This is a genomic window from Nocardioides sp. (assembly GCF_016462705.1).
Lineage (GTDB): Bacteria > Actinomycetota > Actinomycetes > Propionibacteriales > Nocardioidaceae > Nocardioides.
Genome location: NZ_JAEMSS010000053.1, coordinates 1 through 24,198 on the forward strand (window position 1 = coordinate 1; position 24,198 = coordinate 24,198).

Sequence of the window (24,198 nt, forward strand, 5' to 3'; positions counted from 1 at the left end):
CATGTGTTAAGCACGCCGCCAGCGTTCGTCCTGAGCCAGGATCAAACTCTCCATTGAAATTTTGCAGCCGACTCCACCAGAGGTGGTGCCGACAAGAAGAGATGCCTGACAAGAGAACGAGACTGACTATTGTCAGAATCATTGTCTCACCAAAAGAACCGTCTCTGCATCATTGCTCCGAGGAGCTCAGACATAGAGGACGGGGCATAACAAACTAATTCGTCGACTATGACACACTGTTGAGTTCTCAAACATCAGACGCACACCGATCCATCCCTCTCGGGACTGGCCTCGGGGCAACCTGCAAAAACTTACCGGAACCGCCTGTCTCGGTCAACTCGACGAGTGGATCGTGTCGGGCTGGTCCTGGCTGCCGTACCGGCTGCCCCCACTTGTTCGGGCCGAAGGCCCCAGATTGGGGGAGCTGCGCGGTGCAACACGAGAAACTTAGCAACCCCCCGCCCGCCATGCCAAATCGGGGTCCTCCACGCCGCCGTGGAGGGCCCGATCCATGCTCAGCCGCGCCTGCGCAGCGGCGCTGCCGGCCGGTAGACCGACACCGTCGGGTCGTCGGTCACCCAGAACCTCCACGGCCGGTCCGGGGCACCTCGCAGACCGACCCGCGGCCCCGTCGACACGGTCGCGACCGGCTGTCCGGGCTCGATCCGGACCGCCCCGCGGGCGAGGTCGACGCCGTCGTGCTCGAGGCCGATGCCCAGCGCCCGGCACAGCCGTGCGGGGCCGCGGGCCAGGTCGCGGTCGGAGGCGCCGGGCCGGCGGCTCCGGGCAAGCTCCAGGCCCTCGACGACCTCCCCGGCCCGGACCAGGACGGCGCCGGGGTCGCCCTCGGGACCGACCACGACGTTGGCGCACACGTGCATGCCGTAGGTGAAGTAGCAGTAGAGACGACCCCGCGGGCCGAACATGACGGCGTTGCGCCGGGTCTGCCCCCGGTAGGCGTGCGACCCCGGGTCGTCGGGCCCGGCGTACGCCTCCACCTCGGTGAGGCGGACCGCGACCTCGCCGTGCCGCAGCACGCAGCCGAGCAGCCGGGGGGCCACCTCGAGCGGGGTGCCGTCCAGGAGCTGCGCCAGGTCAGCCAATCGCGGTCCTCGCGGTGCCGGCCGCCGCGGTCAGCTCGGCCAGCTGCTCAGCGACCCGGACCGGTGCCGTGCCTCCCCTGCCGTTCCGTGAGGCGACCGAGCCCTCGACGGTGAGCACCTCGCGCACCGCCGGGGTCAGGGCGGGGTGGATGTCGGCGAGCTGTCGGTCGGTGAGCCCGCCGAGCTCGACGCCGAGCTCCTCGCACCGGCGGACGCAGGCGCCGGCCGCCTCGTGGGCGACCCGGAACGGGACGTCCTGGCGGACCAGCCACTCGGCCACGTCGGTGGCGAGCGAGAAGCCCTGGGGCGCCAGCTCGGCCATCCGCTCCGTGTCGAAGTCGAGGGTCGCCACCAGGCCGGTCACGGCGGGTAGCAGCACCTCGAGGGTGTCCACGGAGTCGAACACCGGCTCCTTGTCCTCCTGCAGGTCCCGGTTGTAGGCGAGCGGAAGGGCCTTGAGCGTCGCGAGCAGTCCGGTGAGGTTGCCGATCACCCGGCCGGCCTTGCCCCGCGCGAGCTCGGCGATGTCGGGGTTCTTCTTCTGCGGCATGATGCTCGACCCCGTCGACCACGAGTCGTGCAGCGTCACGAAGCCGAACTCCCGGGTCGACCACAGGATCACCTCCTCGGCCAGGCGGCTGACGTCCACACCGATCTGGGCGCAGACGAAGGCGAGCTCGGCGGCGAAGTCACGCGCGGACGTCCCGTCGATGGAGTTCGCGGACGGTCCCGCGAAGCCCAGCTCCCTGGCGACCAGGACCGGGTCGAGGCCCAGGCTGGAGCCGGCCAGGGCTCCCCCGCCGTACGGCGACTCGGCGGCCGTCCGCCGACGCCAGTCCGCCAGCCGGTCGACGTCTCGCAGGAGCGGCCAGGCGTGGGCGAGGAGGTGGTGGCTCAACAGGACCGGCTGGGCGTGCTGCAGATGCGTCCGGCCGGGCATGACCGCACCGAGGTGCGCGCGGGCCTGTGCGGCCAGGGCGTCGACCAGGTCGAGCACGCAGGCCGCGATGGTGACCGAGTGGTCGAGCAGGAAGCAGCGCAGCAGCGTGGCGATCTGGTCGTTGCGCGAGCGGCCGGCGCGGAGGCGACCCCCGAGGTCGACGCCGACCTCGTCGAGGAGCATCCGCTCCAGAGCGCCGTGCACGTCCTCGTCCGATGGGTCGGGGTGCAGCTCCCCCGCCTCGTAGCGCCGGGTCAGCGCGTCCAGCCCGGCGTGCAGGGCGGCCTCGTCGTCCGGCGTCAGCAGGCCCGCTGCGCCGAGCGCCTTGGCGTGCGCGTGCGAGCCGGCGATGTCGTAGAGCGTGAGCCGCCAGTCGAAGTGGGTGGACCTCGACAGGGCCTCGAGCTCCGGCGACGGGCCACCGTCGAAGCGGCCGCCCCAGAGCATCCCGGTGTTGGTCGCCTGTGGTCCTGCGGGTTCGCTCGTCATCAGTCGGTCCCGGACTCCATCGCGGCATGGTCCAGCGCCCGGTCGACTGCGTCCTCCTCGGTGCTGCCCTCGAGCTCGGGATTGGCCGTGATCCGGTCCGCGCCGCCGGCGGGGAGCGCACCGAAGAGCGTCCCGTGCTCGACGAGCACCTGGCCCTGGTCGAGCGGCTGGGCGGCGTACAGCTCGAGCATCGCCCGCGAGTCGGCGATGTCGAGGTTGCGCATCGTGAGCTGGCCGATCCGGTCGGTCGGCCCGAAGACGGCGTTCTCGGTGCGCTCCATCGACAGCTTGTCGGGGTGGTAGGAGAAGTGCGGACCGTCGGTGCGCAGGATCGTGTAGTCCTCCCCGCGGCGCAGCCGCAGGGTGACCTCACCGGTCACCACCGACGCGACCCACCGCTGCAGGGACTCCCGGACCATCAGCGCCTGCGGGTCGAGCCACCGGCCCTCGTAGAGGAGCCGACCGAGCCGGCGCCCCTCGGCGTGGTAGTTGGCGACGGTGTCCTCGTTGTGGGTCGCGTTGAGCAGCCGCTCGTAGGCGATCCAGAGGAGGGCCATGCCGGGCGCCTCGTAGACCCCGCGGGACTTGGCCTCGATGATCCGGTTCTCGATCTGGTCCGACATCCCGAGCCCGTGCCGGCCCCCCACCGCGTTGGCCTCCTGGACCAGGGCGACCGGGTCGTCGAACCGGACCCCGTTGACCGACACCGGCCGGCCCTGCTCGAAACCGACGGTGACGTCCTCGGGGGCGATCTCGACGGCCGGGTCCCAGAACCGGACCCCCATGATGGGCTGGACCGCCTCCAGGGACACGTCGAGGTGCTCGAGGGTCTTGGCCTCGTGGGTCGCACCCCAGATGTTGGCGTCGGTGGAGTACGCCTTCTCCGCGCTGTCGCGGTAGGGCAGGCCGTGCTCGGTGAGCCAGGCGCTCATCTCGGCGCGGCCGCCGAGCTCGTGCACGAAGTCCGCGTCGAGCCACGGCTTGTAGATGCGCAGGTCCGGGTTGGCGAGCAGGCCGTAGCGGTAGAACCGCTCGATGTCGTTGCCCTTGAACGTCGACCCGTCGCCCCAGATGTCCACGCCGTCCTCGTGCATGGCGCGGACCAGCATCGTGCCGGTGACCGCCCGGCCGAGCGGGGTGGTGTTGAAGTAGGCGCGGCCTCCGGACCGGACGTGGAAGGCCCCGCAGGCCAGCGCGGCCAGGCCCTCCTCGACGAGGGGCCGCCGGCAGTCGACGGCCCGGGCGATCTCGGCGCCGTACTCCTTGGCGCGGACGGGCACGCCGGAGATGTCCGGCTCGTCGTACTGCCCGATGTCCGCGGTGTAGGTGCAGGGGATCGCTCCCTTGTCACGCATCCACGCGACGGCCACGGAGGTGTCGAGGCCGCCGGAGAACGCGATGCCGACCCGCTCGCCCTTCGGGAGGGTGGTCAGGACCTTGCTCATGAGTCTTCCTCTGCATGTACGTCGGGTGGTTCGTGGGAGTGGTCGGCCAGCGCCAGGAATCGTCGCACCAGCTCGTCGCCGCCCTGCGGGTCCCGGCCGATGACCAGCACGGTGTCGTCACCGGCGATGGTCCCGAGCAGGTCGGGCAGCTCCGCCTTGTCGAAGGCCGAGGCCAGGAACTGCGCGGCACCGGGAGGTGTGCGCAGCACCACCAGGTTGGCGCTGGCCTCGGCGCTGACGAGCAGCTCGGCACACAAGCGGGCGAGCCGGGTCGTCGCGGCCGCGGTCTCGCCGGGAAGGGGCGGTCGCCGGTCGCCGCCCTCGCCGGGCACGGCGTAGACCAGTGCGCCGGAGAACGAGCGCACCTTGACCGCGTCGAGCTCCTCGAGGTCGCGGGACAGCGTCGCCTGCGTGACGTGCACGCCCTGCTCGGCCAGCAGCGTGGCGAGCTCGCCCTGCGAGTGCACCTCGTGGTGGGTCAGGAGCTCGGCGATCCGCTGGTGCCGGGCGTTCTTGGTGGCCGGTCTCAGGGCTGACTCGGTCATGAATCCCCCGCCGTCTGCTCCATCAGGAAGGTCAGGACCGCCTTCTGGGCGTGCCGGCGGTTCTCCGCCTCGTCCCACACCACGCTCTGCGGCCCGTCGATGACCTCGGCGGCGATCTCCTTGCCGCGGTAGGCCGGCAGGCAGTGCAGCACGATGGCGTCGGGCGCGGCGTGCGCCAGCAGGTCCTGCGTCAGCGAGTAGGGCGCGAACACGGCTTCGCGGGCGGCTTCCTCGTCCTCCCGGCCCATCGAGACCCAGGTGTCCGTCACCACCACGTCGGCACCCGTGACGGCGACGACCTGGTCCGCGAGGCCGGTGACGGAGCCGCCGGTCCGGGCGGCGATCGCACCCGCCCTCGCGAACATCCCGTCGCTGGGCAGGTAGCCCTGCGGCCCGGCGAGCCGCAGGTGCATGCCGGCCGTGGCGCCGGCCAGCAGCCAGGAGTTGCCCATGTTGTTGGCCGCGTCGCCGACGTAGGCCACCGTGAGGCCGGCCAGCGCACCCTTGTGCTCGCGCACGGTCAGCAGGTCCGCGATCAGCTGGCACGGATGGAACTCGTCGGTGAGCGCGTTGACCACAGGGACGCCGGAGAACCGCGCCATCAGCTCGAGGTCGGACTGCTCGAAGGTGCGCCACACGACGGTCGCGACCTGCCTGCCGAGCACCCGCGCCACGTCCTCGACCGACTCCCGGACACCGATGCCGGCCAGCCTGCCCTCGACCAGCATCGGGTTGCCCCCGAGCTCGGCGATGCCCGCGGCGAAGGACACCTGGGTGCGCAGGGTCGGCTTGTCGAAGATCATCGCGACCGACTGCGGGCCCGCGTAGGGGCGGGCGTCGTAGGGTGCCGCCTTCAGCCGCGCTGCCAGGTCGAGGACCTGCGTCTGCTCGTCCGGGCTCAGGTCGTCGTCGGCCAAGAAGTGCCGGGGAGCGTGGTGCCGGGGCATCAGAGACCAGCCTCGTCCAGGATCCCCGGCCACGCGGCCAGGAACACCGCCGCGTCATCCTCGGAGAGGACCAGCGGCGGAGCGAGCCGGATCCGGCCGGGAGTGGGGTTGTTGACGATGAAGCCCGCCGCCAGTGCCGCCGCCGCCACCTCGGCGGACCGGTCCGAGGCCAGGTCGAGCCCGATGAGCAGTCCCTCGCCGCGGACCTCGGTCACCCGCGGGTCCGCTGCGAGACCGTCGCGCAGCTTGTGGCCGAGGACGGTCGCGTGCTCCAGGAGGCCCTCGGACTCGATGGTGCCGATGACGGCCAGCGCCGCCGCGCAGGCGACCGGGTTGCCGCCGAACGTGGTGCCGTGGTTGCCGGGCTCGAGCAGGTCGCCCGCCGCGCCGACTCCGAGGCAGGCGCCGATCGGGAACCCGCCCCCGAGGCCCTTCGCGACGGTGACGACGTCCGGGGTCACCCCGTGGCCGTGGTGGGCGAACCACTGACCGGTGCGACCCATCCCGGTCTGCACCTCGTCGAGCCACAGCAGGGCGCCGTGCTGGTCGGCGACGTCCCGCGCCGCCGCGAGGTAGCCCTCGGGCGGCACCACGACCCCCGCCTCGCCCTGCATCGGCTCGAGCAGGACGGCGGCGGTCTCGTCGGTCACCGCGGCGGCCAGCGCGTCGGCGTCGCCGTACGGCACGAAGGTCACCTCGCCGGGGAGCGGCGCGAACGGCGTCCGGTAGGCCTCCTTGGACGTCAGCGCGAGCGCGCCCATGGTCCGGCCGTGGAAGCCGCCCTCGGCCGCGACGACGTGGGTCCGGCCGGTGCGACGGGTGAGCTTGAACGCCGCCTCGTTGGCCTCCGTGCCGCTGTTGGTGAGGAACACCTTGGCCGGACCGGCGTCGAGCAGCGCCACGAGCCGCTCGGCCAGCTCTACCTGGGCCGGGCTGGTGAAGAAGTTGGAGATGTGGCCGAGGGTCTGCAGCTGGGTGGTGACCGCCGAGACCAGCGCCGGGTGGCCGTGGCCGAGGGCGTTGACCGCGATGCCGCCCAACAGGTCGACGTACTCCCGACCCTGGTCGTCCCACACGTGCGCGCCCTCGCCGCGCACCAGGGTGAGCTTCGGCGGCCCGAAGGTGTTCATCAGGCTGGCGGCGTAGCGGTCCTGGAAGCTGGGCTGGTCGGTCATGACTGTGCCTCTCCGAAGTCCCGGGCCCTCCGGGTCTTGGTCTCGACGCCGGGCAGCACCTGCGTGCCGACGCCCTCCTTGGTGAACAGCTCGACGAGGACGGCGTGCGGCTCCCGGCCGTCGACGACGGTCGCCCGGGGTACGCCGCCTCGGACGGCGTCCAGGCACGCGGACATCTTCGGGATCATCCCGGCGTCGAGGGACGGCAGCACGTCGGCCAGGGCCTCCGGGCTGATCTCGCCGACGACGTCCTGGACGTCGGGCCACTCGAGGAACAGGCCCTCGACGTCGGTGAGGACGAGCAGCTTCTCGGCGCCGAGGGCGACGGCCAGAGCGGCCGCGGCGGAGTCGGCGTTGACGTTGTGCACGGTGCCGTTGACGTCCGGCGCGACGCTGGACACCACCGGGATCCGGCCGGCCTCGATCAGGTCGAGCACCGACTCGGGGCGCACGTGCGCGACCTCGCCGACCAGGCCGAGGTCGACCTCCTCGCCGTCCACGACGGTGTTGGTCTGCGTGGCGGTGAACAGGCCGGCGTCCTCGCCGGAGAGGCCGACCGCGAGGGGCCCGTGCTCGTTGATCAGCCCGACGAGCTCGCGCTGTACCTGCCCGACCAGCACCATCCGGACCACGTCCATGGCCTCGGGCGTGGTGACCCGGAGCCCGCCGCGGAACTCGGACTCGATGCCGAGCCGGTCCAGCATGCGGGAGATCTGCGGACCGCCCCCGTGCACCACGACCGGCTTGAAGCCGGCGAAGCGCAGGAACGCGATGTCCTCGGCGAAGGCCCGCTTGAGCACGTCGTCGGTCATGGCGTTGCCGCCGTACTTCACCACCACGATCTTGCCGTGGTACGTCTTCAGCCACGGCAGGGCCGCAGCCAGCACCTCGGCCTTGATGGTCTGGTCGGGCTTGTCGGTCATCTTCTCGGTCATGAGGAGTACGCGCTGTTCTCGTGGACGTAGGCGTGGGTGAGGTCGTTGGTCCACACCGTCGCCCGCTCGGCGCCGGACTTGAGGTCGATGGTCACGGTGACCTCGCGGCCGGACAGGTCGACGGTGGCCGGGTCGGCGTGCGGCTCGGAGGCCTTGCAGACCCAGACGCCGTTCATCGCGACGTCCAGGTCGGCGGGGTCGAACGCGGCACCGGTGGTGCCGATCGAGGCGAGGACCCGGCCCCAGTTGGGGTCCTTGCCGAAGACGGCGGCCTTGAACAGGTTGCTCCGGGCGACGCTGCGGGACACCTCGACTGCCTCGTCCTCGGTGGCCGCGTTCAGGGTGGTGATCGCGATGTCGTGGTCGGCGCCCTCGGCATCCCGCAGGAGCTGCATCGCCAGGTCGGTGCAGAGCTGCGTGAGCGCCTCGGTGAAGTCCGGCAGCGACGGCGTGATCCCGCTCGCCCCGCTGGCCATCAGGGTGACCGTGTCGTTCGTGGACATGCAGCCGTCGGAGTCCAGCCGGTCGAAGCTGACCCGGGTCGCCGCCCGCAGCGCCGTGTCGAGATCCGCGGCAGGGACGACGGCGTCGGTGGTGAGGACCACGAGCATCGTGGCGAGCTGGGGAGCCAGCATCCCGGCGCCCTTGGCCATCCCGCCGAGGCTCCAGCCGGCGCCCTGCACGACCGCCTGCTTGCTCACCGAGTCGGTGGTCATGATCGCCTCGGCCGCGTCCTGCCCCCCGTCGACCGAGAGGCCGTCGTACGCCGCGTCGACGCCGGTCAGCAACGCGTCGCGGTCGTTCGCGAGCCCGATGAGCCCGGTCGAGCACACGACCACGTCGATGGCGCCGATGCCGAGCCGGCCGGCGACCCGCTCGGCCACCGCGTGGGTGGTCTGGAAGCCCTCGGGGCCGGTGTAGCAGTTGGCGCCGCCCGAGTTGAGGACGACGGCGCGCACGACGCCGTCCTTGACGACCTCCTTGCTCCACAGGACCGGGTTGGCCAGGCAGCGGTTGGCGGTGAAGACGCTGGCCGAGTCGAACCGCGGGCCGTCGTTGACGACCAGCGCGACATCCTTGGCGCCGGTCGACTTCAGGCCGGCCGGGACGCCGTGGGCGCGGAAGCCGGTGGGGGTGGTGACGCTCATGCCTACTTCTTCTTCCTGGACGGGGTGGCGGGGACGGCGGGCAGGACCTCGTGCCCGGATCGTCGCCACTCCTCCTCGGCCCGGTCGGCGTCGCCGCCGGGGACGAGGATCCAGTCGGTGTCGAAGGTGGACAGCGTGAAGACGCTGATCCCCGCCTCCGCGAGCGGGGTGAGCAGCCCGGCCAGGATGCCGGTCAGCGCGAAGTCGAGCGGTCCCTCGACCTCGAAGGCGGTGAAGGGTCGCTGGTGGACCGACTTCTTGGGGACGCTGCGCGCGGCGCACACGACCGAGGTCTCGGTGGCGGTCGCGGTGATCGACAGGATCGAGGACGCCTCCGCCCAGGCGGGCAGGTCGGCACCTGGGCCGAGCTTCACCACGGCCAGGGTCTCCGGGTAGCGCATCAGCTTCATACCGGCGATCACGGCGCCAGCCCCACGGTGGACAGGCCGAGGGCCTCGTCCAGGTCGAGTGCGAGGTTCATGCACTGCACGGCGGCGCCCGCGGTCCCCTTGGCCAGGTTGTCGACCGCCCCGACCGCGACCATCCGGTTCGCCGCGACGTCGGCGGTGACCTGGACGTGCACCGCGTTGGAGCCCATGACCGACTTGGTCTGCGGCCACTGCCCCTCGGGCAGGAGGTGCACGAACGGCTCGTCGGCGTAGGCCTTGACGTACGCCGCCCGGAGGTCCGCCTCGGTCACGCCCTCGGCGAGGGGCGCGGAGCAGGTGGCCAGGATGCCGCGGGGCATCGGGACCAGGAGCGGGGTGAAGCTGACGGTGACGGCACCCCGGTCCAGGGCGGAGAGGTTCTGGGTGATCTCGGGCGTGTGCCGGTGCGTCCCGCCCACGCCGTACGCGGTGACGTTGCCCATCACCTCGCTGCCGAGGAGGTGGGTCCTGGCCGCCTTGCCGGCGCCGCTGGTGCCGGAGGCGGCCACGACGACGACGTCGGGCTCGACCAGCCCGGCGGCGACGGCCGGGGCGACGGTGAGTGTCGACACGGTCGGGTAGCAGCCGGGGACGGCGATCCGGGTGGCGCTGCGCAGGATCTCGCGCTGGCCGGGGAGCTCGGGCAGGCCGTAGGGCCAGGTCCCGGCGTGGGTGCCGCCGTAGAACCTCTCCCACTCCCCCGGGTCGGCGAGCCGGAAGTCGGCGCCGCAGTCGATCACGACCGTGCTCGCGGAGATCTCCGCCAGTGCCGACGCGATGGCGCCCGACTGGCCGTGGGGCAGGGCGAGGAACACCACGTCATGGCCGGCGAGGACGTCGAGCTCGGTGGGCTCGAGCACGCGCTCGGCCAGCGGCACCAGGTGTGGCTGGAGCACCCCCAGCGACTCGCCCGCGTTGCTGGCACCGGTCAGGGCGCCGATCTCGACCTCGGGGTGGCCGAGCAGCAGCCGGAGCAGCTCACCACCGGCGTACCCACTGGCTCCAGCGACCGCGACGGTCTTCCTGCTCATGACGCATGACTATACATAGTGGCGCATGCATATGAAACACGGGTGTGCCGGTCGGCGGTCGCCCCTAGCGTGCCAGGCATGGAGCCACTCCCCTTCCCCACCTATCTGGACCATCTCCGGCGCGAGTCCGCCCGGTTCCGCGAGGTGCTGACCGACTGCGACCCCCGCGCCCGGGTGCCCGCCTGCCCGGACTGGGACGCGGCCGACCTGCTGTGGCACCTCACGACGGTGCAGGCGTTCTGGGCGGAGGTGGTCACGACCCGGCCCGCGCCGGTGACCGAGGACGATGTCGACCGGCTGTCCCGGCCGGAGTCCTACGGCGAGCTGCTCACGGCGTTCGACGAGCACTCGGCCGCGCTGCTCGCCGCGCTGGCGAGTGCCGGGCCGGGTGAGCAGGCCTGGCACTGGTCGAGCGACCAGACCGTGGGCGCGAGCTACCGCCGCCAGGCCCACGAGGCCCTCATCCATCGGCTCGACGCCGAGGAGACCGCCGGCCCGGTGACCGACCTCGACCCGACACTCGCCGCCGACGGCGTGCTCGAGGCGCTGACCGTCATGTACGGCGGCTGCCCGCCGTGGGGGACGATCACGCCGTCCGACCGAGTGGTCGGCCTGCGCCTGACCGACACGGGCGACGTCCTGCACGTCGCGCTGGCCCGGTTCACCGGGACGGACCCGGACGACGGCAAGGCCTACGACGAGCCCGACGTGGCCGTGGTCCCGCACGTCGATGCGCCGCTGGCGACCATCTCCGGGACCGCGGGAGACCTCGACGCCTGGCTCTGGCACCGGGGAGTGGGCCGGGTCGACGTGCGGCTCGAGGGCGACGAGTCCGTCCTCTCGGAGCTCCGGGCGATCCTCAGCCATCCGATCAACTGACGCCGATCCACCGTGAAACCCGCGTGAAGGCGGGGTGAAACCGGCCGCCCCCACGCTGGCGGCATGAACCACACACCGCACGACGCTCCCGCCGTCCTGGCGACCGGCCTCGTGAAGACCTTCGTCACGGGCGGCACCACCAACCGAGCGGTCGACGGCGTCGACCTGGAGGTCGTCCGCGGCGAGGTCTTCGGCGTGCTGGGCCCCAACGGGGCCGGCAAGACCACCATGCTCCAGATGCTGGCCACGCTGCTGCCGATGGACGGCGGCCGGGCCGAGATCTTCGGCGTCGACGTCGCCGAGCACCCGCACGTGGTGCGCCAGCTGGTCGGCGTCACCGGTCAGTACGCCTCGGTCGACGAGAACCTCACCGGGCGGGAGAACCTCTGGCTGTTCGGCCGGCTGCTCGGGCTCAACCCCAAGAAGGCGCGCACCACCGCCGACGACCTGCTCGGGCGGTTCGGGCTGGAGGACGCCGCCGACAAGCCGCTCTCGCAGTTCTCCGGCGGCATGCGCCGCCGCCTCGACCTGGCCGCGAGCCTGATCACCCGCCCGCCGCTGATCTTCCTCGACGAGCCCACCACGGGCCTCGACCCACGGACCCGCGGCCAGATGTGGGAGACGATCCGCGAGCTGGTCGCCCAGGGCGGCACCGTGCTGCTCACGACGCAGTACCTCGACGAGGCCGACCAGCTGGCCCACCGGATCGCAGTCATCGACCGCGGTCGCAAGGTCGCCGAGGGCACGCCTGACCAGCTGAAGAGCCAGGTGGGCAGCTCGACCCTGCAGCTGCGGCTGCTGGACCCGGCCCAGACGGCAGCCGCCGTCGACGTCGTACGCCGCGTGGTGGGCGACGAGCCGGTGCTCACCCCGGAGGCGGGCGGCATCAACGTCCCCCTGCCGGACCCCAACGGCGCGGCCGACGTGCTGATCGGCCTGCGCGAGCAGGAGCTGCTGATCACCTCCGCCACCGTCCAGAAGCCCACGCTCGACGAGGTGTTCATGGCGCTCACCGGCCATGCCGCCGAGGACAGCGACGAGAACGAGCGCGAGCTCGAGAAGGAGCCGGCCCGATGACCCTCCTGTCCCCCACTGTCGACGAGACCGTCACCGCGCGCACCCTCGACGGCGTCCGCGACCTGCCCGCCCGTCCGTCCCTGCGCGACACCGTCAGCCAGACCCGGACGATGGCGTGGCGGGCGGTCAAGAAGATGCAGCGCAACTTCGAGCAGATGTTCGACGTCACCATCCAGCCGTTGCTGTTCACGGCGATGTTCGCCGGGATCTTCGGCGGAGCCATCTCCGGTGACGTGTCCAGCTACCTGCCGATCATCATCCCCGGACTGATCGGGCAGACCGTGCTGACCGCGTGCGTCGCCACCGGTGTCCAGCTCCGCGAGGACATGGACAAGGGCGTCTTCGACCGCTTCAAGTCACTCCCCATCGCCCGCATCGCGCCGCTCGCCGGACCGATGCTCGCCGACATGCTGCGTTACCTCCTCGCCGCGGTGCTGACCTTCGGCACGGGGATCGCGATCGGCTACCGCCCCGGCGGCGGCGTCCTGGGCGTGCTCGGCGCCATCGTCCTGGCGGTCCTCGCGGGGTGGTCGCTGGCCTGGATTTTCGCCTGGTTCGGCACCGTGGGGCGCAGCGCCCAGGGCGTCCAGGGGATCTCGCTGATGGTGATGTTCCCGCTGACCTTCCTGTCGAACGCGTTCGTCCCGACCGAGACGATGCCCGGCTGGCTCCAGGCCTTCGCCGACGTCAACCCCGTGTCGCTGGTGATCTCCGCGATCCGGGACCTCGCCAACGACGGCGCGGTCACGGCCAACGTCGGCTGGGCGGTCCTGGGGCTGGTGGTCGTCGTGGCCGTCTTCGCGCCGCTCGCGGTGCGGTCGTACGGCCGGAAGATGTAGCTACAGCGCGGCCACCGCGGCCCGGGCCTCGTCCACGAGGTCCGGGCCGCGCCGCCCGTCGAGCTCGGCCCGGACCCGCGCGGTCAGGCCCGGTGCCCGGGTCTCCGCCTCGGCCTCGGTGGGGCCGGGGTCGAGCGAGGGTGAGTAGCGGGTGTAGGCGAACAGCTCCGCGAGGACCAGCAGCCGGACCGCTGCCTCGACCGACGCCGTGTCCCGCAGCAGCGCCCACGCCCCGAGCGCGTGCAGCACCGCACCCGTCACCGGGAAGTCGAGGTGCGGTGCGGTCTCGAGCAGTCGCGCGGCGTCGGCGAGCAGGGTGTCGAAGAGGTCCTCGCCCTGGGGAGCCGGCGCGAACCGCGCGTAGGCCGTGACCGCGGCGCTGGTGCCGTAGAGCGTCCAGGGCTCGAGCCCCGACGGCATGTCGAAGCCACGGAACCGCAGTGCGTGCAGGTGCGCGATCGTCTCGCGGTAGAGGAGCAGCCCACGCTCCACGTTGCCGGTCGCGAGTGCGAGCTCGGCCCGCGCCGTCGAGATCACGAACGGGCCCACCAGTCCCGCGGTGGTGCTGCCACCGGGCGACAGCCCGTCGAGGATGCGGGCCGCCTCACCGTGGTCCCCCGTCTCCAGCGCTCCCATCGCCAGCAGCGCCTGGGCCTGGATCGCGTCGTCATGGTCGCCGAGGGCCAGGAGATCGGGGAGTGCCGCACGCAGGTACGGCGCCGCGGCGGCGTGCCGGCCGAGGGCGGCGTGCAACGTCCCCAGCACCACGCGGAGCATCGCCCCCAGCCACGGGCCGTCGTCGGGGTCGACCCGCTCGAGACCGCGGGTCGCCGCGACGATGGCACCCTCCGGGTCTCCCACGTTCTCCTGGAAGTGCGCGACCCACATCAGCGCCTGCACGGCGGCGAACCGGTCCGGGCCCTCCCCCAGCTCGGCCAGTCCGGCGAGGGTGACGCGGACGTCGCCCGGGTCGTGGGCGGACAGCACCCGGACAGTGCCGCGGACCCGCGGGTCGGAGACCGCGGGGGCGTGCTCGGCCAGGATGGCCCGGCAGGCGTCGGAGCCGCCGCCGAACTCGCCGGTGAGGGTGTTCATCACCACCATCGCGGCAGCGGCAACGGCCTCGTCGACCTCCTCCGGCGCCGGGCGCCAGCCGGCCAGGACCTCGTCGACAGCGCTCGCGAGGACGATCACCCGCGCGTTGTCGCCGGTGATGGTCCACAGTCCACCCAACCCGGCGACCAGGGCACAGACCGCCGGCTGGTCGACCTCTCGAAGGGAGCGGCGCAGGCAGTCCGCGAGGTTGTTCTCCTCGACGATGAGCGCGCGCACCGCCTCCACCTGCCGCGCGCCCCAGAGCTCGGGCGACCACTCCTGCAGGAGGCCGCGGGCCCAGGCCAGCTGGGCCTGCTCGGTGTCATGCACCGCTCCGGCCTCCTCGAGCCGGAGCCGGCCGAACTCGCGGACCGTCTCGAGCATCCGGTAGCGGACCGAGGCAGAGCCCTCCACGACCGTGAGGAGCGACTGGTCCACGAGCGAGGTGATCTCGTCGAGGGCGTCATGACCCAGGGTCGCCTCCGCGGCGGCGAGGGTGAAGCCGTCCGCGAACACCGAGAGCCGCTGGAGCGCCGTCCGCTCGTTCTCGCTCAGCAACGCCCAGGACCACTCGATGACGGCGAGCAGGGTCTGGTGGCGGTCCGGCTTGCTGCGGTCATGCCCGCGGAGCAGGCCGAACCGGTCGTCGAGCCGCCGATCGAGGTCAGCCACGGACATGACCCGGACCTTGGCCGCCGCGAGCTCGATGGCGAGAGGCAGCCCGTCGAGCCGGGAGACCACGCGCCGGGCGACGTCCGGGGGCAGCGCGACGCTCGGGCGGGCCGCCCGGGCGCGCTGCTCGAACAGGTCGAGGGCGGCGTCGTCGTCGAGCTGCGCCAGCGCGAACACCCGCTCCGCGGAGATCGACAGCGGAGCCCGGGTCGTGGTCACCACCCGGAGGCCGGGCACGGTGGCGACCAGGAACGCGACCAGGTCGGCCACCGCGCCGACCACCTGCTCGCAGTTGTCCAGCACGAGCAGCGTCGGCGCCTGGTCCAGGGACTGCGCGATCCGGGCCCGGACGTCCGCGAGCTGTTCGGGACTGAGCACGAGCCGGCTGCTGACCGAGTCCCGGACCCCGAGGGCCGAGCCGATCTCCCCCACGACGTCGGCGGGGTCGACCACCGACACGAGCTCGACGAAGTGGACCACCTGCTGCTCGGCGTCCCGGGCGAGCACATGGGCCAGCCGGGTCTTCCCCAGTCCGCCAGGCCCCAGGATCGAGACCACCCGGGCCTCGCGGACCAGCGCCCGGAGCGCTCGGAGGTCGTCGTCGCGACCGACCAGCGAGGTCGCGTCGAAGCGGACCCCGTCCCGCACCGGGTGGTCCGCCGCCAGCAGCTCGGCATGCACCGCCCGCAGGGCCGGCGCCGGGTCGACGCCGAGCCGGTCGGCCAGGTCGGCGCGCAGCCGCTCGTAGCGGTCCAGCGCGGCCGGGGCGCCGCGCACCGCCGCCTCGCTGCGCAGCAGCTCGACCAGGGTGGCGTCGTCGCGCGGCGCGGACTCGAGGAGCGGGAGCGCCTCGGTGTGGTCGCCGAGGACCGACAGTGCGCGGCCGAGGACGGCGGTCGCGACCGCCCGGTCGTGCACGGCGCCGGCCCGGACGTCGGCCAGCGGCCCCGGCCCGTCGCTGGTGACCAGGCCGTGCGTCAGCGCCTCGCGGGCCAGGTCACGGGCGCCGACGTGATCGCCGTGTCCCTCGGCGCGGCGAGCGGCGTCGACCAGGTCGGCCAGCGCCCACGCGTCCACGGCGTCGGGTGCGAGCCCGAGCCGGTAGCCGCGCGCGGTGCGGACCACGACGTCCGGGCCGGTCTGCGACCGGGTCCGCGAGACGACGACCTGGAGCGCCTTGCCGGGGTTCGCCGGGATGTCGTCCTCCCACACGGCCGCGACGAGAGCGTCCTCCGAGACGCCGCTGCGCTCCCCCGCGACGAGCGCGGCCAGCAGCGCGTGCGTGCGGCCGGCCGGGAGCGGCGTGCCCCGCCAGGTCACCCCGTCGAGGAGACGGAGCGGAGGACGTGTCTCAGCGCTGGACGGCACCGCACCGCTCGGCGGCCAGGGCGACCGCGGCGTCCCGGGCGGCACCGGTCTCCGTCTCGGTGAGCGTGCGGTCGGGTGCGCGGAAGCGCAGCGCGAACGCCAGCGACTTGCGTCCCTCGCCGACCTGGGCGCCGGTGTAGACGTCGAACAGGCGCACCGACTCGAGCAGCTCGCCCGCCCCCTCGCGCAGCGCGGCCTCGAGCTCGGCCGAGGTCACCGACTCGGTCACGACCAGCGCGACGTCCTCCTTGGCGACCGGGTAGGTCGAGAACCTCGGACCGGTCACCACCTCCGGGGCGCGCGCCATGAGGACGTCGAGGTCGATCTCCAGGGCGGCGGTGCGGGCGGGCACACCGACGGCCCGGCACACCTGGGGGTGCAGCTCCCCGGCATGCCCGAGGGCGGTCCCGTCGACGAACAGGGCGGCGCAGCGTCCGGGGTGCCAGGGCGCGTACGCCGCGGAACGGACCTCGAGCTCGACCGACAGCTCGTCGGCCAGGCGGCGGACCAGCGCGACGGCGTCGGCCCACCCGGCCTCACGACCGGTCCCCCACCAGCCCGCACGCTCCCGCTCGCCGGCCAGCACCACGGCGAGGTGCAGCGGCTGCTCGGGGATGGTGTCGAGCATCTTGGCGAGCTCGTCCGCGCTGGGCCGCCAGTCGACCCCGAAGATCGGGGTGGGTCCGCGGTCGACGGGGAACGCGACGGCGCCCGTCTCGAAGAGGGCGACCCCCGGCGCACCGCGCCCGAGGTTGCGCGCGGCCGCCTCGAGCAGGCCGGGCAGCAAGGTCGTGGTGTACGACGGCTCCTCGCTGGACAGCGGGTTCGCCAGCCGGACCGTGTGCCGTCTCGCGTCCTCGGCCGGCAGCCCGAGCCGGTCGAACGCCGCGTCCCCGACGAACGGGAAGCTGACGACCTCGACGCAGCCGGCGCCCGCCAGCGCGTGCCCGATCCGGCGCCGCAGCCGCTGGGTGCGGGTCAGCCCGCGACCGGCGGCCTCGCGTGGCAGGACGGAGGGCACCCGGTCGTAGCCGACGACCCGGGCGACCTCCTCGACCAGGTCGTAGGGGTCGGTGAGGTCGGGGCGCCAGGTCGGCGGGACCACGCTCAACGGTGCCGACGAGGCGTCGACCGCGCACCCGACCGCGGTGAGGTGCCGCACCGTGACGTCGTCGGGGATGTCCATGCCGGTGACCCGGGCCGGGAGGCTCGCGGGCAGCGCGATCGGGTCACGAGGTGGCGTCCCGCCGACGACGGTCACCCCCGGCTCGGCGACGCCACCGCCGTGGGTGACGAGCAGCTCGACGACCCGGTCCGCCGCGGCCTCGGTGATCGCCGGGTCCACGCCGCGCTCGTTGCGCTTGCCGGCCTCGGAGGTCAGCTTGTGGCGCTTGCCGGTGCGGAACATCGACACCGCGTCCCAGTGCGCCGCCTCGACCAGCACCCGGGTCGTGGTCTCCGACATCTCGGTGGTCTCGCCACCCATGACCCCGCCGAGCCCGATGATCCCGCTGTCGTCGGTGACCACGAGGTCCTCGGGAGACAGCGCCCGGTCGGCGCCGTCCAGCGTGGTGAGCCGCTCCCCCTCGGTGGCCCGGCGGACCCGGATCGGCCCGGACAGCTTGTCGGCGTCGTAGCCGTGGATCGGGCGGCCGAGCTCGAGCATCACGTAGTTGGTCACGTCCACCGCGAGCGAGATCGAGCGCTGCCCGCACTGCGCCAGCCGCTGGACCATCCACTCGGGGGTCGGCGCGGCCGGGTCGAAGCCGCTGACGGTCCGGGCCACGAACACCGGGCAGCCGGCCGGGTCGTCGATGACCACCGGGTGGCCCTCGCCGTTGGGCGCCGGCACCTGGCGCTCGGCCGGGTCGGAGAACGGCGCGTCGAAGCCGAGCGCCGCCTCGCGGGCGATCCCGCGCAGGGACAGGGCGTAGGCCCGGTCCGGGTTGATCTCGAACTCGATGACCTCCTCGCGCAGGCCGAGCACGTCCCGAGCGTCCTCGCCCGGCTCGCCGGCGTCCGAGGGCAGCACGATGATCCCGTCGTGGTCCTCGCCGAGACCCAGCTCGCGGGCCGAGCAGATCATCCCGGCGGACAGGTGCCCGTAGGTCTTGCGTGCGATGATCTCGAAGTCGCCGGGCAGCACGCCGCCCGGGAGGATCACCACGACCAGGTCGCCCGGCTCGAAGTTGTGCGCCCCGCAGACGATCCCCTGGGGCTCGCCCGTGCCGTTGGCGTCGCCGACATCGACGGTGCACCAGTTGATGGTCTTGCCGTTCTTCTGCGGCTCGGCCTCCATCGTCAGCACCCGGCCGACGACGAGCGGGCCGCGGATCTGGTCGCCGGGCTTCTCGATCGCCTCGAGCTTCAGCCCGAGCGCGGTCAGCCGCGCCGCCAGCTGTTCGGTGGTCAGGTCGGCCGGCAGGTCGACGTACTCCCTGATCCAGGAGACGGGGGCCTTCATCCGAGCTCCGATCCGAACGCCGTGGTGAACCGGACGTCGCCCTCGAAGAGCTCGCGCAGGTCCTCGATCCCGTGCCGGAACATCAACGTCCGGTCGATGCCCATGCCGAACGCGAAGCCGGTGTAGCGCTCGGGGTCCACCCCGCAGGCGCGCAGCACCCGCGGGTTGACCATCCCGCAGCCACCCCACTCGATCCAGCCCTCGCCCTTGCAGGTCCGGCAGGTGGCACCGTCCAGGACGCCGGCGCCCCGGCAGACGAAGCACACCAGGTCGACCTCGGCCGACGGCTCGGTGAACGGGAAGTACGACGGCCGGAACCGGGTGGTGATGCCCTCGCCGAACATCTGGGCCGCGAAGTGGTCGAGGGTCCCCTTGAGGTGGGCCATCGTGATGCCCTCGTCGACGGCGAGCCCCTCGACCTGGTGGAACACCGGGCTGTGGGTGGCGTCGTACTCGTCGGTGCGGAACACCCGGCCGGGACAGACGACGTAGATCGGCGGCGTGCGGGAGAGCATCGTGCGCGCCTGGACGGGTGAGGTGTGGGTGCGCAGGACCAGGCCGTGGTCCTCCGGCTCGGTCCAGAACGTGTCCTGCATGGTCCGGGCCGGGTGGTCGGGGCCGAGGTTGAGCGCGTCGAAGTTGAGCCACTCCGCCTCGATGGCCGGCCCCTCGGCGACCTCCCAGCCCATCGCCACGAAGATGTCGGCGATCAGCTCCGACCCCGTGGTGATCGGGTGCCGGGCGCCGGCCGGGGTCCGGTCGGTGGGCAGCGTGACGTCGACGGTCTCCTCGACCAACATCCGGGTCTCGGCCTCCGCCTCGAGCTCGGACTGCCGGGCGGCGAGCGCCTGGTTCACGGCGCCGCGGGCCTGGCCGATGCGCTGGCCGGCCTCCTTGCGGCCGTGTGGCGGGAGCGCGCCGATCTCGCGGTTGGCCAGGGCGAGTGGCGAGCGGTCGCCGGCGTGGTCGATCCGGACCTGCTTGAGCTCCTCGAGGTCACCGGCGGCGGCGATCGCCGCGAGTGCGGCGTCGCGTGCCGCCTCGACCTCCTCGGGCTGCACGGCGTTGACCTCCACGGGGTCGTAGTCGGTGTTGGGTCCGGACACGGGGCCAACTGTATGGAGCGCCGGTGCCGGGCGGCGAAGGGGTTCCAGGCCCTGGCCGCTCAGCCGTCGTCGAAGGACGCCGCCGGCCACGTGACGACGATCCGGGCGCCGCCGCCGGGGGCGTCACCGATCGTCACGGTGCCCCCGTGCGCCTTGGTCAGGCCGCCGACGATGTAGAGCCCGAGACCGGAGCCCCCGCGGGCCCCGCCCTTCCAGAACTTCGTGAAGACCCGCCGGCGCAGGTCGGCCGGGATGCCCTCACCCTGGTCGTCGACGATGACGAGCACACCCGCTCCGAGTGCCGGGTCCTCCCCGGGCCGCAGCGCCCGCAGCTGGACGGCGACCGCCCCCTCACCGTGGCGTACGCCGTTCTCCACCAGGTTCATGAACACCTGCGTGAACTTGTCCGGGTCGGCCAGCACGTCCGGCAGGTCGTCCTCGAGCCGGAGGGTGACCGGTCGAGCGGTCCCCGCTCCCACGGAGTCGACGACGCGCCGCATCAGGGTGCCCGCGTCGCACGGCCGGGGGTAGAGCTGGAGCCGGCCGGTGTCGATCCGGGCGACGTCGAGGAGCTCGGCGATGAGCCGGCTGAGCCGGTCGCTGTCCGCGGAGACGGTCTCGAGCATCAGCTTCTTCTGGTCGTCGTTCAGCTTGTCCCACCGGTTCAGCAGCGCCTGGACGAACCCCTTCACCCCGGTGAGGGGCGAGCGGAGCTCGTGGGCGACCGTGGCGACCAGGTCGGACCGCTCGCGATCGAGGCGGGCCCGGCCGCGGCCGGACCGGAGCGTCACCGCGACCTGCTGGACGGGCTGGTCCAGCGACGCCCGGTGCAACCGGGCGGCCACGAGCACCTCGGTCCCGTTGGGCAGCAGCCAGGTCTGCTCGGGGACCGCGGTCCGCGTGCGCAGCCCCTCGTAGGGCCGGTTGTGCCCCACCCAGTCGTTGCCGTCGTGGTCGGTGAGCGCGAGGACGAACTCGAGCGGCTGGCCGACCGGGTCCCCCTCGACGCCGAGGATCCGCACCGCCGGCTCGGAGGCCAGCGTCACCCGCCCGCGCGCATCGGCGACGACGACGCCGTCCGGCAGCGCGTCGACGACCGCCTGCGCAGAGATGTCGGACACGCCCCAACCCTGTCACGACCCGGGGCCGTCAGCTCGGCTGCAGGGTCCGCTCCATCGCCGAGATGTGCGCCGTGGCCCAGCAGAACGCCATCGCGGCGACCAGCTCGACGTCGCTGAGCCCGGCCGGGGCGGGCTCGCCCTCGTCCACGGCGTCCTGGTAGTCCCTGACCAGCCCGACGAGCTCACCGAGCGGGGTCTCCCGGCGGAAGGCGGCCGCGGCCATCGCGCTGCCGACGTCGACGCGCTTCTCGACCTCCGTGAGCTCGACGCCGAGCAGCAGGTCGAGCGTCGACAGCAGGCCGGCGGTGAACGCGAACCCGCGGTCGAGCCCGCGCGGCTGGGCCAGCAGCTCGCACATCCGGGCGCGGACCAGGGCCACGGCGAGGGCGTCCGAGCTGACCCGGCTCACCTGCTGGCCCAGGACCGTGATCGCGGCCCACTGCCGGATCCGGACCGTGCCCAGGAGCACCAGCGCCTCGCGCACGCTGTGCACGTCGCGGCGGAGCCCACCCGCCGCGCCCAGCGAGGCGAGGTGGAGGACCTGCACGACAAGGGCGGGCTCGTGCGCCAGGATCGCCTCGACCCGACCGAAGTCCAGCCGTTCGTCCAGCAGCTCGCTGGCCAGCTGCACCTGAGCCAGGGCGGAGGGGGCCAGGGTGCGCCCGTTGACCTCCACCGGCCGCTGGACCGCGGGCCCGTGGAAGAGCTCGAACCCCGCCGCGGCGGCCCAGGTGAGGTCGTCCTCGCTAGGGCACCGGGCGGCCATGGCGGTGACTCCGAGGACGCGACACCGGGCCACGAGCTCTTCGGCCCGCGGCCGGGGGCACTGCTGCAGGTCGATGACGGCCACGTCCGCGAGCGCGAGGAGCGCCTCGGCGCCGGGCACCCGGTCGAGCCGGTCCACGGCGATCGAGTAGCCCTCCTGGACCAGCAGGCGACAGCGCTCGACGACCGCGGGGTCGGCGCCCAGCTCGGCGGGCACCATCAGGACCGTGCGTCCGCTCGGCGCCGTCACCACGGTGCTGTCCGCGAGGACCTCGGGCCCGGCCGCGCAGAACACCCGGACGTCGCCCACCAGCTGGCTGAGGTCGACCGTCAGGTCGCCGAGGACCGCCGACATGGTCAGGGTCTCCCCCGCCCCGGCCCCGTGCGAGGTCGACCGGCCGACCTCGGGCGCGGGGCGGTTCACGAGCTGGAACGCCACGATCTCGTGCTCGAGACCCACGATGGGCTGTCGCGCGACGACGCGGTCCACCGCCGCCGGAGCAGCCCCCGATGACTCCTCGTGCTCTGCCATGTCCACCTCTCGGCTCCGCCTCGGCCCCCCGACCTCAGCTCGGCGCACACACCGTTCGTCCCTGTTCAGTCGGCCGGTGGACGCCGGATCTGAGCAGTGGTCCAGTCAGCCGGGCCCGGACCCCGCGGCTGGTGACGGGTGGACCGTCCCCGGCCCGACCCCGGTGTGGAGGACGAGGTCGCCGCGGTCCGCGCGGGCCGGGAGGGACACCCCGGGCAGCTCGCCGTAGGCGAACGACGCGTCGTACGCCTCCACGGCCTCGTCGAGGCTGCTGAACACGGCTCGGACCAGGCGCAGGTCGCTGTCCACCCACAGGTCGTAGCTGGTCGGGAGCTGGCGCAGGGACCGGTCGCTCTCGGACGCCTCCATCCGCAGGTGCCGGGTGGCGGCGCCGCCCTCGGCGGTCTCGATGCCGAGGTCGGTCACGGTCACGGGGCCCATCAGCCGAGCCAGGCGGGTCACCGGGTCGAGCGCGGAGTAGCCGTAGACCACGAACGCCGCGAGGCCGCTGTCGCCGCCGGCCGTGCAGCTGTAGGGCCGGTCACTGGCCTCGACGTAGCCCATCGCCGTGTTGCCGGAGGCCTGCAGGGCGCGCGCCGCGGCCAGGTTCGCGCACACCCGGCCGGTCCCCAGCTCGAGCAGCTCCTGCGGCTCGCCGCCGGCGTGCCAGCCGAACCGACGGGCGAACCGCTGCCGGTCCGCCTCGTACACCAGGTCGAGCGTGGTCTCCGACGGGCGCCCGGTCACCGTGACCCGCACCGCGCCGGCATCCCGGACGGCGCCGACCAGCGTGTCCCGGACCACGTAGGGGTCAGTGCCCAGGCTCGCGGGCGCCTCGGCGACCTCGGAGGCCTGCGCAGGCACGGGGGCGGGGTCGGCAGCGGGGTCAGCCTGCTCAGCGCAGGCACTCACCGCCGTGGCGAGCACCAGCCCTGCCACCGTCGCCCGCGCAGTCACGAGGGCAGGGTACGGCGGCGGGCGGACTCGTAGAGGCAGAGCGCGGCCGCGGTCGAGAGGTTCAGGCTCTCGGCCCGGCCGTGGATGGGGATGGAGACCCGGTGGTCGGCGAGCGCGGCGAGCCCGGGAGGCAGCCCGTGCGCCTCGTTGCCGAACAGCCAGGCCGTCGGACCGTCCACCGGGGCGTCGTACAGGCCGACCTCGCCGTCGCCCGCGGTCGCGAGCACCGTGAACCCGGCGGCCCGTAATCCGGCGACCGTCGTGGCGATGTCCGGCTCGACGGCGAGCGGGACGTGGAAGAGGCTGCCCACGCTGGCCCGGACCGTCTTGGGGTTGTAGGCATCGACCGAGGTGCCGGCCAGCACGACCAGGTCCGCGCCGGCCGCGTCCGCGCAGCGGATCACGGTGCCCGCGTTGCCGGGGTCCCGGACGTCGACGCACACGGCCACCAGCCGGGTCCCGGGTCCGAGCAGGTCGGCCAGCGGCCGGTCGAGGGACCGGCACATCGCGACGACGCCCGCCGGGGTGACGCTGTCACTCAGGGAGCCGAGCGCGCGCTCGTCGACCAGCACCCAGGTCGTGTCGGTCGAGGCGGCGGCGTCCGCCAGCGCGGCGTACCGCTGCGTCGCCTCCGTGGTGGCGAAGATCTCGACGACGCAGCCCGGCGTGGCCAGGGCCGCCTCGACCGCCTTGGGGCCGTCGGCAAGGAACAGCCGCCGCTCGGTCCGGACCGAGCGACGGCTGAGCTTGCGTGCCTCCTTGACCCGGGTGGACCCGGACGTCAGAGGCACCGCGGGAGGCGTCAGGCGGAGGCCTCGGCCTTGTCGTCGACCCGGGGCGCGTTGACGTCCTCGGGCAGGGCGGCCCGGGCGACCTCGACGAGCGCGTTGAACGCCGCGATGTCGTTGACGGCCAGGTCCGCGAGGACCTTGCGGTCGACCTCGACCCCGGCCAGGCCCAGACCCTGGATGAAGCGGTTGTAGGTCATCCCCTGCGCACGGGCCGCGGCGTTGATCCGCTGGATCCACAGGCGACGGAAGTTGCCCTTGTTCTTGCGCCGGTCGTTGTAGGAGTAGACCAGCGAGTGGGTGACCTGCTCCTTCGCCTTGCGGTAGAGGCGCGAGCGCTGGCCGCGGT

21 protein-coding genes are annotated in these 24,198 nt (G+C 73.1%); 3 read left to right on the forward strand and 18 right to left on the reverse strand.

Annotated elements, in window-relative coordinates; translation table 11 throughout:
• Positions 1-515: 515 nt before the first annotated feature.
• Genes JHD21_RS08845 through argC form a run of 10 tightly spaced genes read right to left on the reverse strand, consistent with a single transcriptional unit; the run spans position 516 to position 10,186 of the window.
• The gene (locus tag JHD21_RS08845; RefSeq protein ID WP_292673631.1) at positions 516-1,103 is read right to left on the reverse strand and encodes a DNA-3-methyladenine glycosylase; all 588 of its coding nucleotides are present in this window, start codon (positions 1,101-1,103) and stop codon (positions 516-518) included.
• Positions 1,096-2,532 (reverse strand): argininosuccinate lyase, encoded by a 1,437-nt coding sequence (gene argH / locus JHD21_RS08850; RefSeq protein ID WP_292673633.1) that lies wholly within the window; start codon positions 2,530-2,532, stop codon positions 1,096-1,098. The genes JHD21_RS08845 and argH overlap by 8 nt, the downstream gene beginning before the upstream one ends.
• Positions 2,532-3,977, reverse strand: coding sequence for an argininosuccinate synthase (gene argG, locus JHD21_RS08855; RefSeq protein WP_292673636.1), 1,446 nt, complete (start codon positions 3,975-3,977; stop codon positions 2,532-2,534). The genes argH and argG overlap by 1 nt, the downstream gene beginning before the upstream one ends.
• On the reverse strand, positions 3,974-4,522 hold the full coding sequence (locus JHD21_RS08860) for an arginine repressor (protein ID WP_292673638.1): 549 nt from the start codon (positions 4,520-4,522) through the stop codon (positions 3,974-3,976). The genes argG and JHD21_RS08860 overlap by 4 nt, the downstream gene beginning before the upstream one ends.
• The gene (gene argF, locus JHD21_RS08865) at positions 4,519-5,469 is read right to left on the reverse strand and encodes an ornithine carbamoyltransferase (protein ID WP_292673640.1); all 951 of its coding nucleotides are present in this window, start codon (positions 5,467-5,469) and stop codon (positions 4,519-4,521) included. Before argF ends, JHD21_RS08860 begins: the two co-directional genes overlap by 4 nt.
• Positions 5,469-6,644: an acetylornithine transaminase gene (locus JHD21_RS08870; protein ID WP_292673642.1), complete on the reverse strand. Its 1,176-nt coding sequence runs from the start codon at positions 6,642-6,644 to the stop codon at positions 5,469-5,471. The genes argF and JHD21_RS08870 overlap by 1 nt, the downstream gene beginning before the upstream one ends.
• Positions 6,641-7,579: an acetylglutamate kinase gene (gene argB / locus JHD21_RS08875; protein WP_292673644.1), complete on the reverse strand. Its 939-nt coding sequence runs from the start codon at positions 7,577-7,579 to the stop codon at positions 6,641-6,643. The genes JHD21_RS08870 and argB overlap by 4 nt, the downstream gene beginning before the upstream one ends.
• Entirely contained in the window at positions 7,576-8,727 is a 1,152-nt protein-coding gene (gene argJ / locus JHD21_RS08880; RefSeq protein ID WP_292673646.1) for a bifunctional glutamate N-acetyltransferase/amino-acid acetyltransferase ArgJ, read from the reverse strand. Before argJ ends, argB begins: the two co-directional genes overlap by 4 nt.
• Positions 8,728-8,729: 2 nt before the next feature.
• Entirely contained in the window at positions 8,730-9,149 is a 420-nt protein-coding gene (locus JHD21_RS08885) for an ACT domain-containing protein (protein ID WP_292673647.1), read from the reverse strand.
• Complete coding sequence (gene argC / locus JHD21_RS08890) at positions 9,146-10,186, reverse strand: N-acetyl-gamma-glutamyl-phosphate reductase (protein WP_292673649.1); 1,041 nt, start codon at positions 10,184-10,186, stop codon at positions 9,146-9,148. The genes JHD21_RS08885 and argC overlap by 4 nt, the downstream gene beginning before the upstream one ends.
• Before the next feature lie 78 nt (positions 10,187-10,264).
• Here argC and JHD21_RS08895 point away from each other — a divergent pair, with 78 nt between their 5' ends.
• From JHD21_RS08895 to JHD21_RS08905, 3 genes are all read left to right on the forward strand, one after another.
• Positions 10,265-11,065, forward strand: coding sequence for a maleylpyruvate isomerase family mycothiol-dependent enzyme (locus tag JHD21_RS08895; protein ID WP_292673651.1), 801 nt, complete (start codon positions 10,265-10,267; stop codon positions 11,063-11,065).
• 63 nt (positions 11,066-11,128) lie between these two features.
• Positions 11,129-12,142 carry an ATP-binding cassette domain-containing protein gene (locus JHD21_RS08900; RefSeq protein WP_292673654.1) on the forward strand — a complete coding sequence of 338 codons (1,014 nt, stop codon included), beginning with the start codon at positions 11,129-11,131 and terminating at the stop codon, positions 12,140-12,142.
• Positions 12,139-12,981: an ABC transporter permease gene (locus tag JHD21_RS08905; protein ID WP_292673657.1), complete on the forward strand. Its 843-nt coding sequence runs from the start codon at positions 12,139-12,141 to the stop codon at positions 12,979-12,981. Before JHD21_RS08900 ends, JHD21_RS08905 begins: the two co-directional genes overlap by 4 nt.
• Here JHD21_RS08905 and JHD21_RS08910 read toward each other — a convergent pair whose 3' ends face one another.
• The 8 genes from JHD21_RS08910 to rplT all read right to left on the reverse strand — a co-directional run.
• Positions 12,982-16,068: an NB-ARC domain-containing protein gene (locus JHD21_RS08910; RefSeq protein ID WP_292673660.1), complete on the reverse strand. Its 3,087-nt coding sequence runs from the start codon at positions 16,066-16,068 to the stop codon at positions 12,982-12,984. It abuts the gene before it with no gap.
• A gap of 31 nt (positions 16,069-16,099) precedes the next feature.
• Positions 16,100-18,580, reverse strand: coding sequence for a phenylalanine--tRNA ligase subunit beta (gene pheT / locus JHD21_RS08915; RefSeq protein WP_292673662.1), 2,481 nt, complete (start codon positions 18,578-18,580; stop codon positions 16,100-16,102).
• Positions 18,577-19,686 carry a phenylalanine--tRNA ligase subunit alpha gene (pheS, locus tag JHD21_RS08920; protein ID WP_292673664.1) on the reverse strand — a complete coding sequence of 370 codons (1,110 nt, stop codon included), beginning with the start codon at positions 19,684-19,686 and terminating at the stop codon, positions 18,577-18,579. The genes pheT and pheS overlap by 4 nt, the downstream gene beginning before the upstream one ends.
• A gap of 59 nt (positions 19,687-19,745) precedes the next feature.
• A complete protein-coding gene (locus JHD21_RS08925; RefSeq protein WP_292673667.1) occupies positions 19,746-20,807 on the reverse strand; it encodes a PAS domain-containing sensor histidine kinase in 1,062 nt (353 codons plus the stop codon).
• 28 nt (positions 20,808-20,835) lie between these two features.
• Positions 20,836-22,104 (reverse strand): HDOD domain-containing protein, encoded by a 1,269-nt coding sequence (locus JHD21_RS08930; RefSeq protein WP_292673670.1) that lies wholly within the window; start codon positions 22,102-22,104, stop codon positions 20,836-20,838.
• A 105-nt stretch (positions 22,105-22,209) separates the two neighbouring features.
• Positions 22,210-23,061, reverse strand: coding sequence for a hypothetical protein (locus tag JHD21_RS08935; protein WP_292673673.1), 852 nt, complete (start codon positions 23,059-23,061; stop codon positions 22,210-22,212).
• Positions 23,058-23,852: an RNA methyltransferase gene (locus tag JHD21_RS08940; RefSeq protein ID WP_292673677.1), complete on the reverse strand. Its 795-nt coding sequence runs from the start codon at positions 23,850-23,852 to the stop codon at positions 23,058-23,060. Before JHD21_RS08940 ends, JHD21_RS08935 begins: the two co-directional genes overlap by 4 nt.
• A gap of 11 nt (positions 23,853-23,863) precedes the next feature.
• On the reverse strand, positions 23,864-24,198 hold a 335-nt coding region (gene rplT, locus JHD21_RS08945; protein ID WP_292673680.1), incomplete at its 5' end, for a 50S ribosomal protein L20.

Coding starts and splice junctions, on each gene's coding strand:
- JHD21_RS08860 (WP_292673638.1), bottom strand. CDS start 4,522: ATGACCGAGTCAGCCCTGAGACCGGCCACCAAGAACGCCCGGCACCAG.
- argH (WP_292673633.1), bottom strand. CDS start 2,532: ATGACGAGCGAACCCGCAGGACCACAGGCGACCAACACCGGGATGCTC.
- JHD21_RS08905 (WP_292673657.1), top strand. CDS start 12,139: ATGACCCTCCTGTCCCCCACTGTCGACGAGACCGTCACCGCGCGCACC.
- pheT (WP_292673662.1), bottom strand. CDS start 18,580: ATGAAGGCCCCCGTCTCCTGGATCAGGGAGTACGTCGACCTGCCGGCC.
- JHD21_RS08900 (WP_292673654.1), top strand. CDS start 11,129: ATGAACCACACACCGCACGACGCTCCCGCCGTCCTGGCGACCGGCCTC.
- argF (WP_292673640.1), bottom strand. CDS start 5,469: ATGCCCCGGCACCACGCTCCCCGGCACTTCTTGGCCGACGACGACCTG.
- JHD21_RS08895 (WP_292673651.1), top strand. CDS start 10,265: ATGGAGCCACTCCCCTTCCCCACCTATCTGGACCATCTCCGGCGCGAG.
- JHD21_RS08930 (WP_292673670.1), bottom strand. CDS start 22,104: ATGGCAGAGCACGAGGAGTCATCGGGGGCTGCTCCGGCGGCGGTGGAC.
- argJ (WP_292673646.1), bottom strand. CDS start 8,727: ATGAGCGTCACCACCCCCACCGGCTTCCGCGCCCACGGCGTCCCGGCC.
- JHD21_RS08870 (WP_292673642.1), bottom strand. CDS start 6,644: ATGACCGACCAGCCCAGCTTCCAGGACCGCTACGCCGCCAGCCTGATG.
- argC (WP_292673649.1), bottom strand. CDS start 10,186: ATGAGCAGGAAGACCGTCGCGGTCGCTGGAGCCAGTGGGTACGCCGGT.
- argG (WP_292673636.1), bottom strand. CDS start 3,977: ATGAGCAAGGTCCTGACCACCCTCCCGAAGGGCGAGCGGGTCGGCATC.
- argB (WP_292673644.1), bottom strand. CDS start 7,579: ATGACCGAGAAGATGACCGACAAGCCCGACCAGACCATCAAGGCCGAG.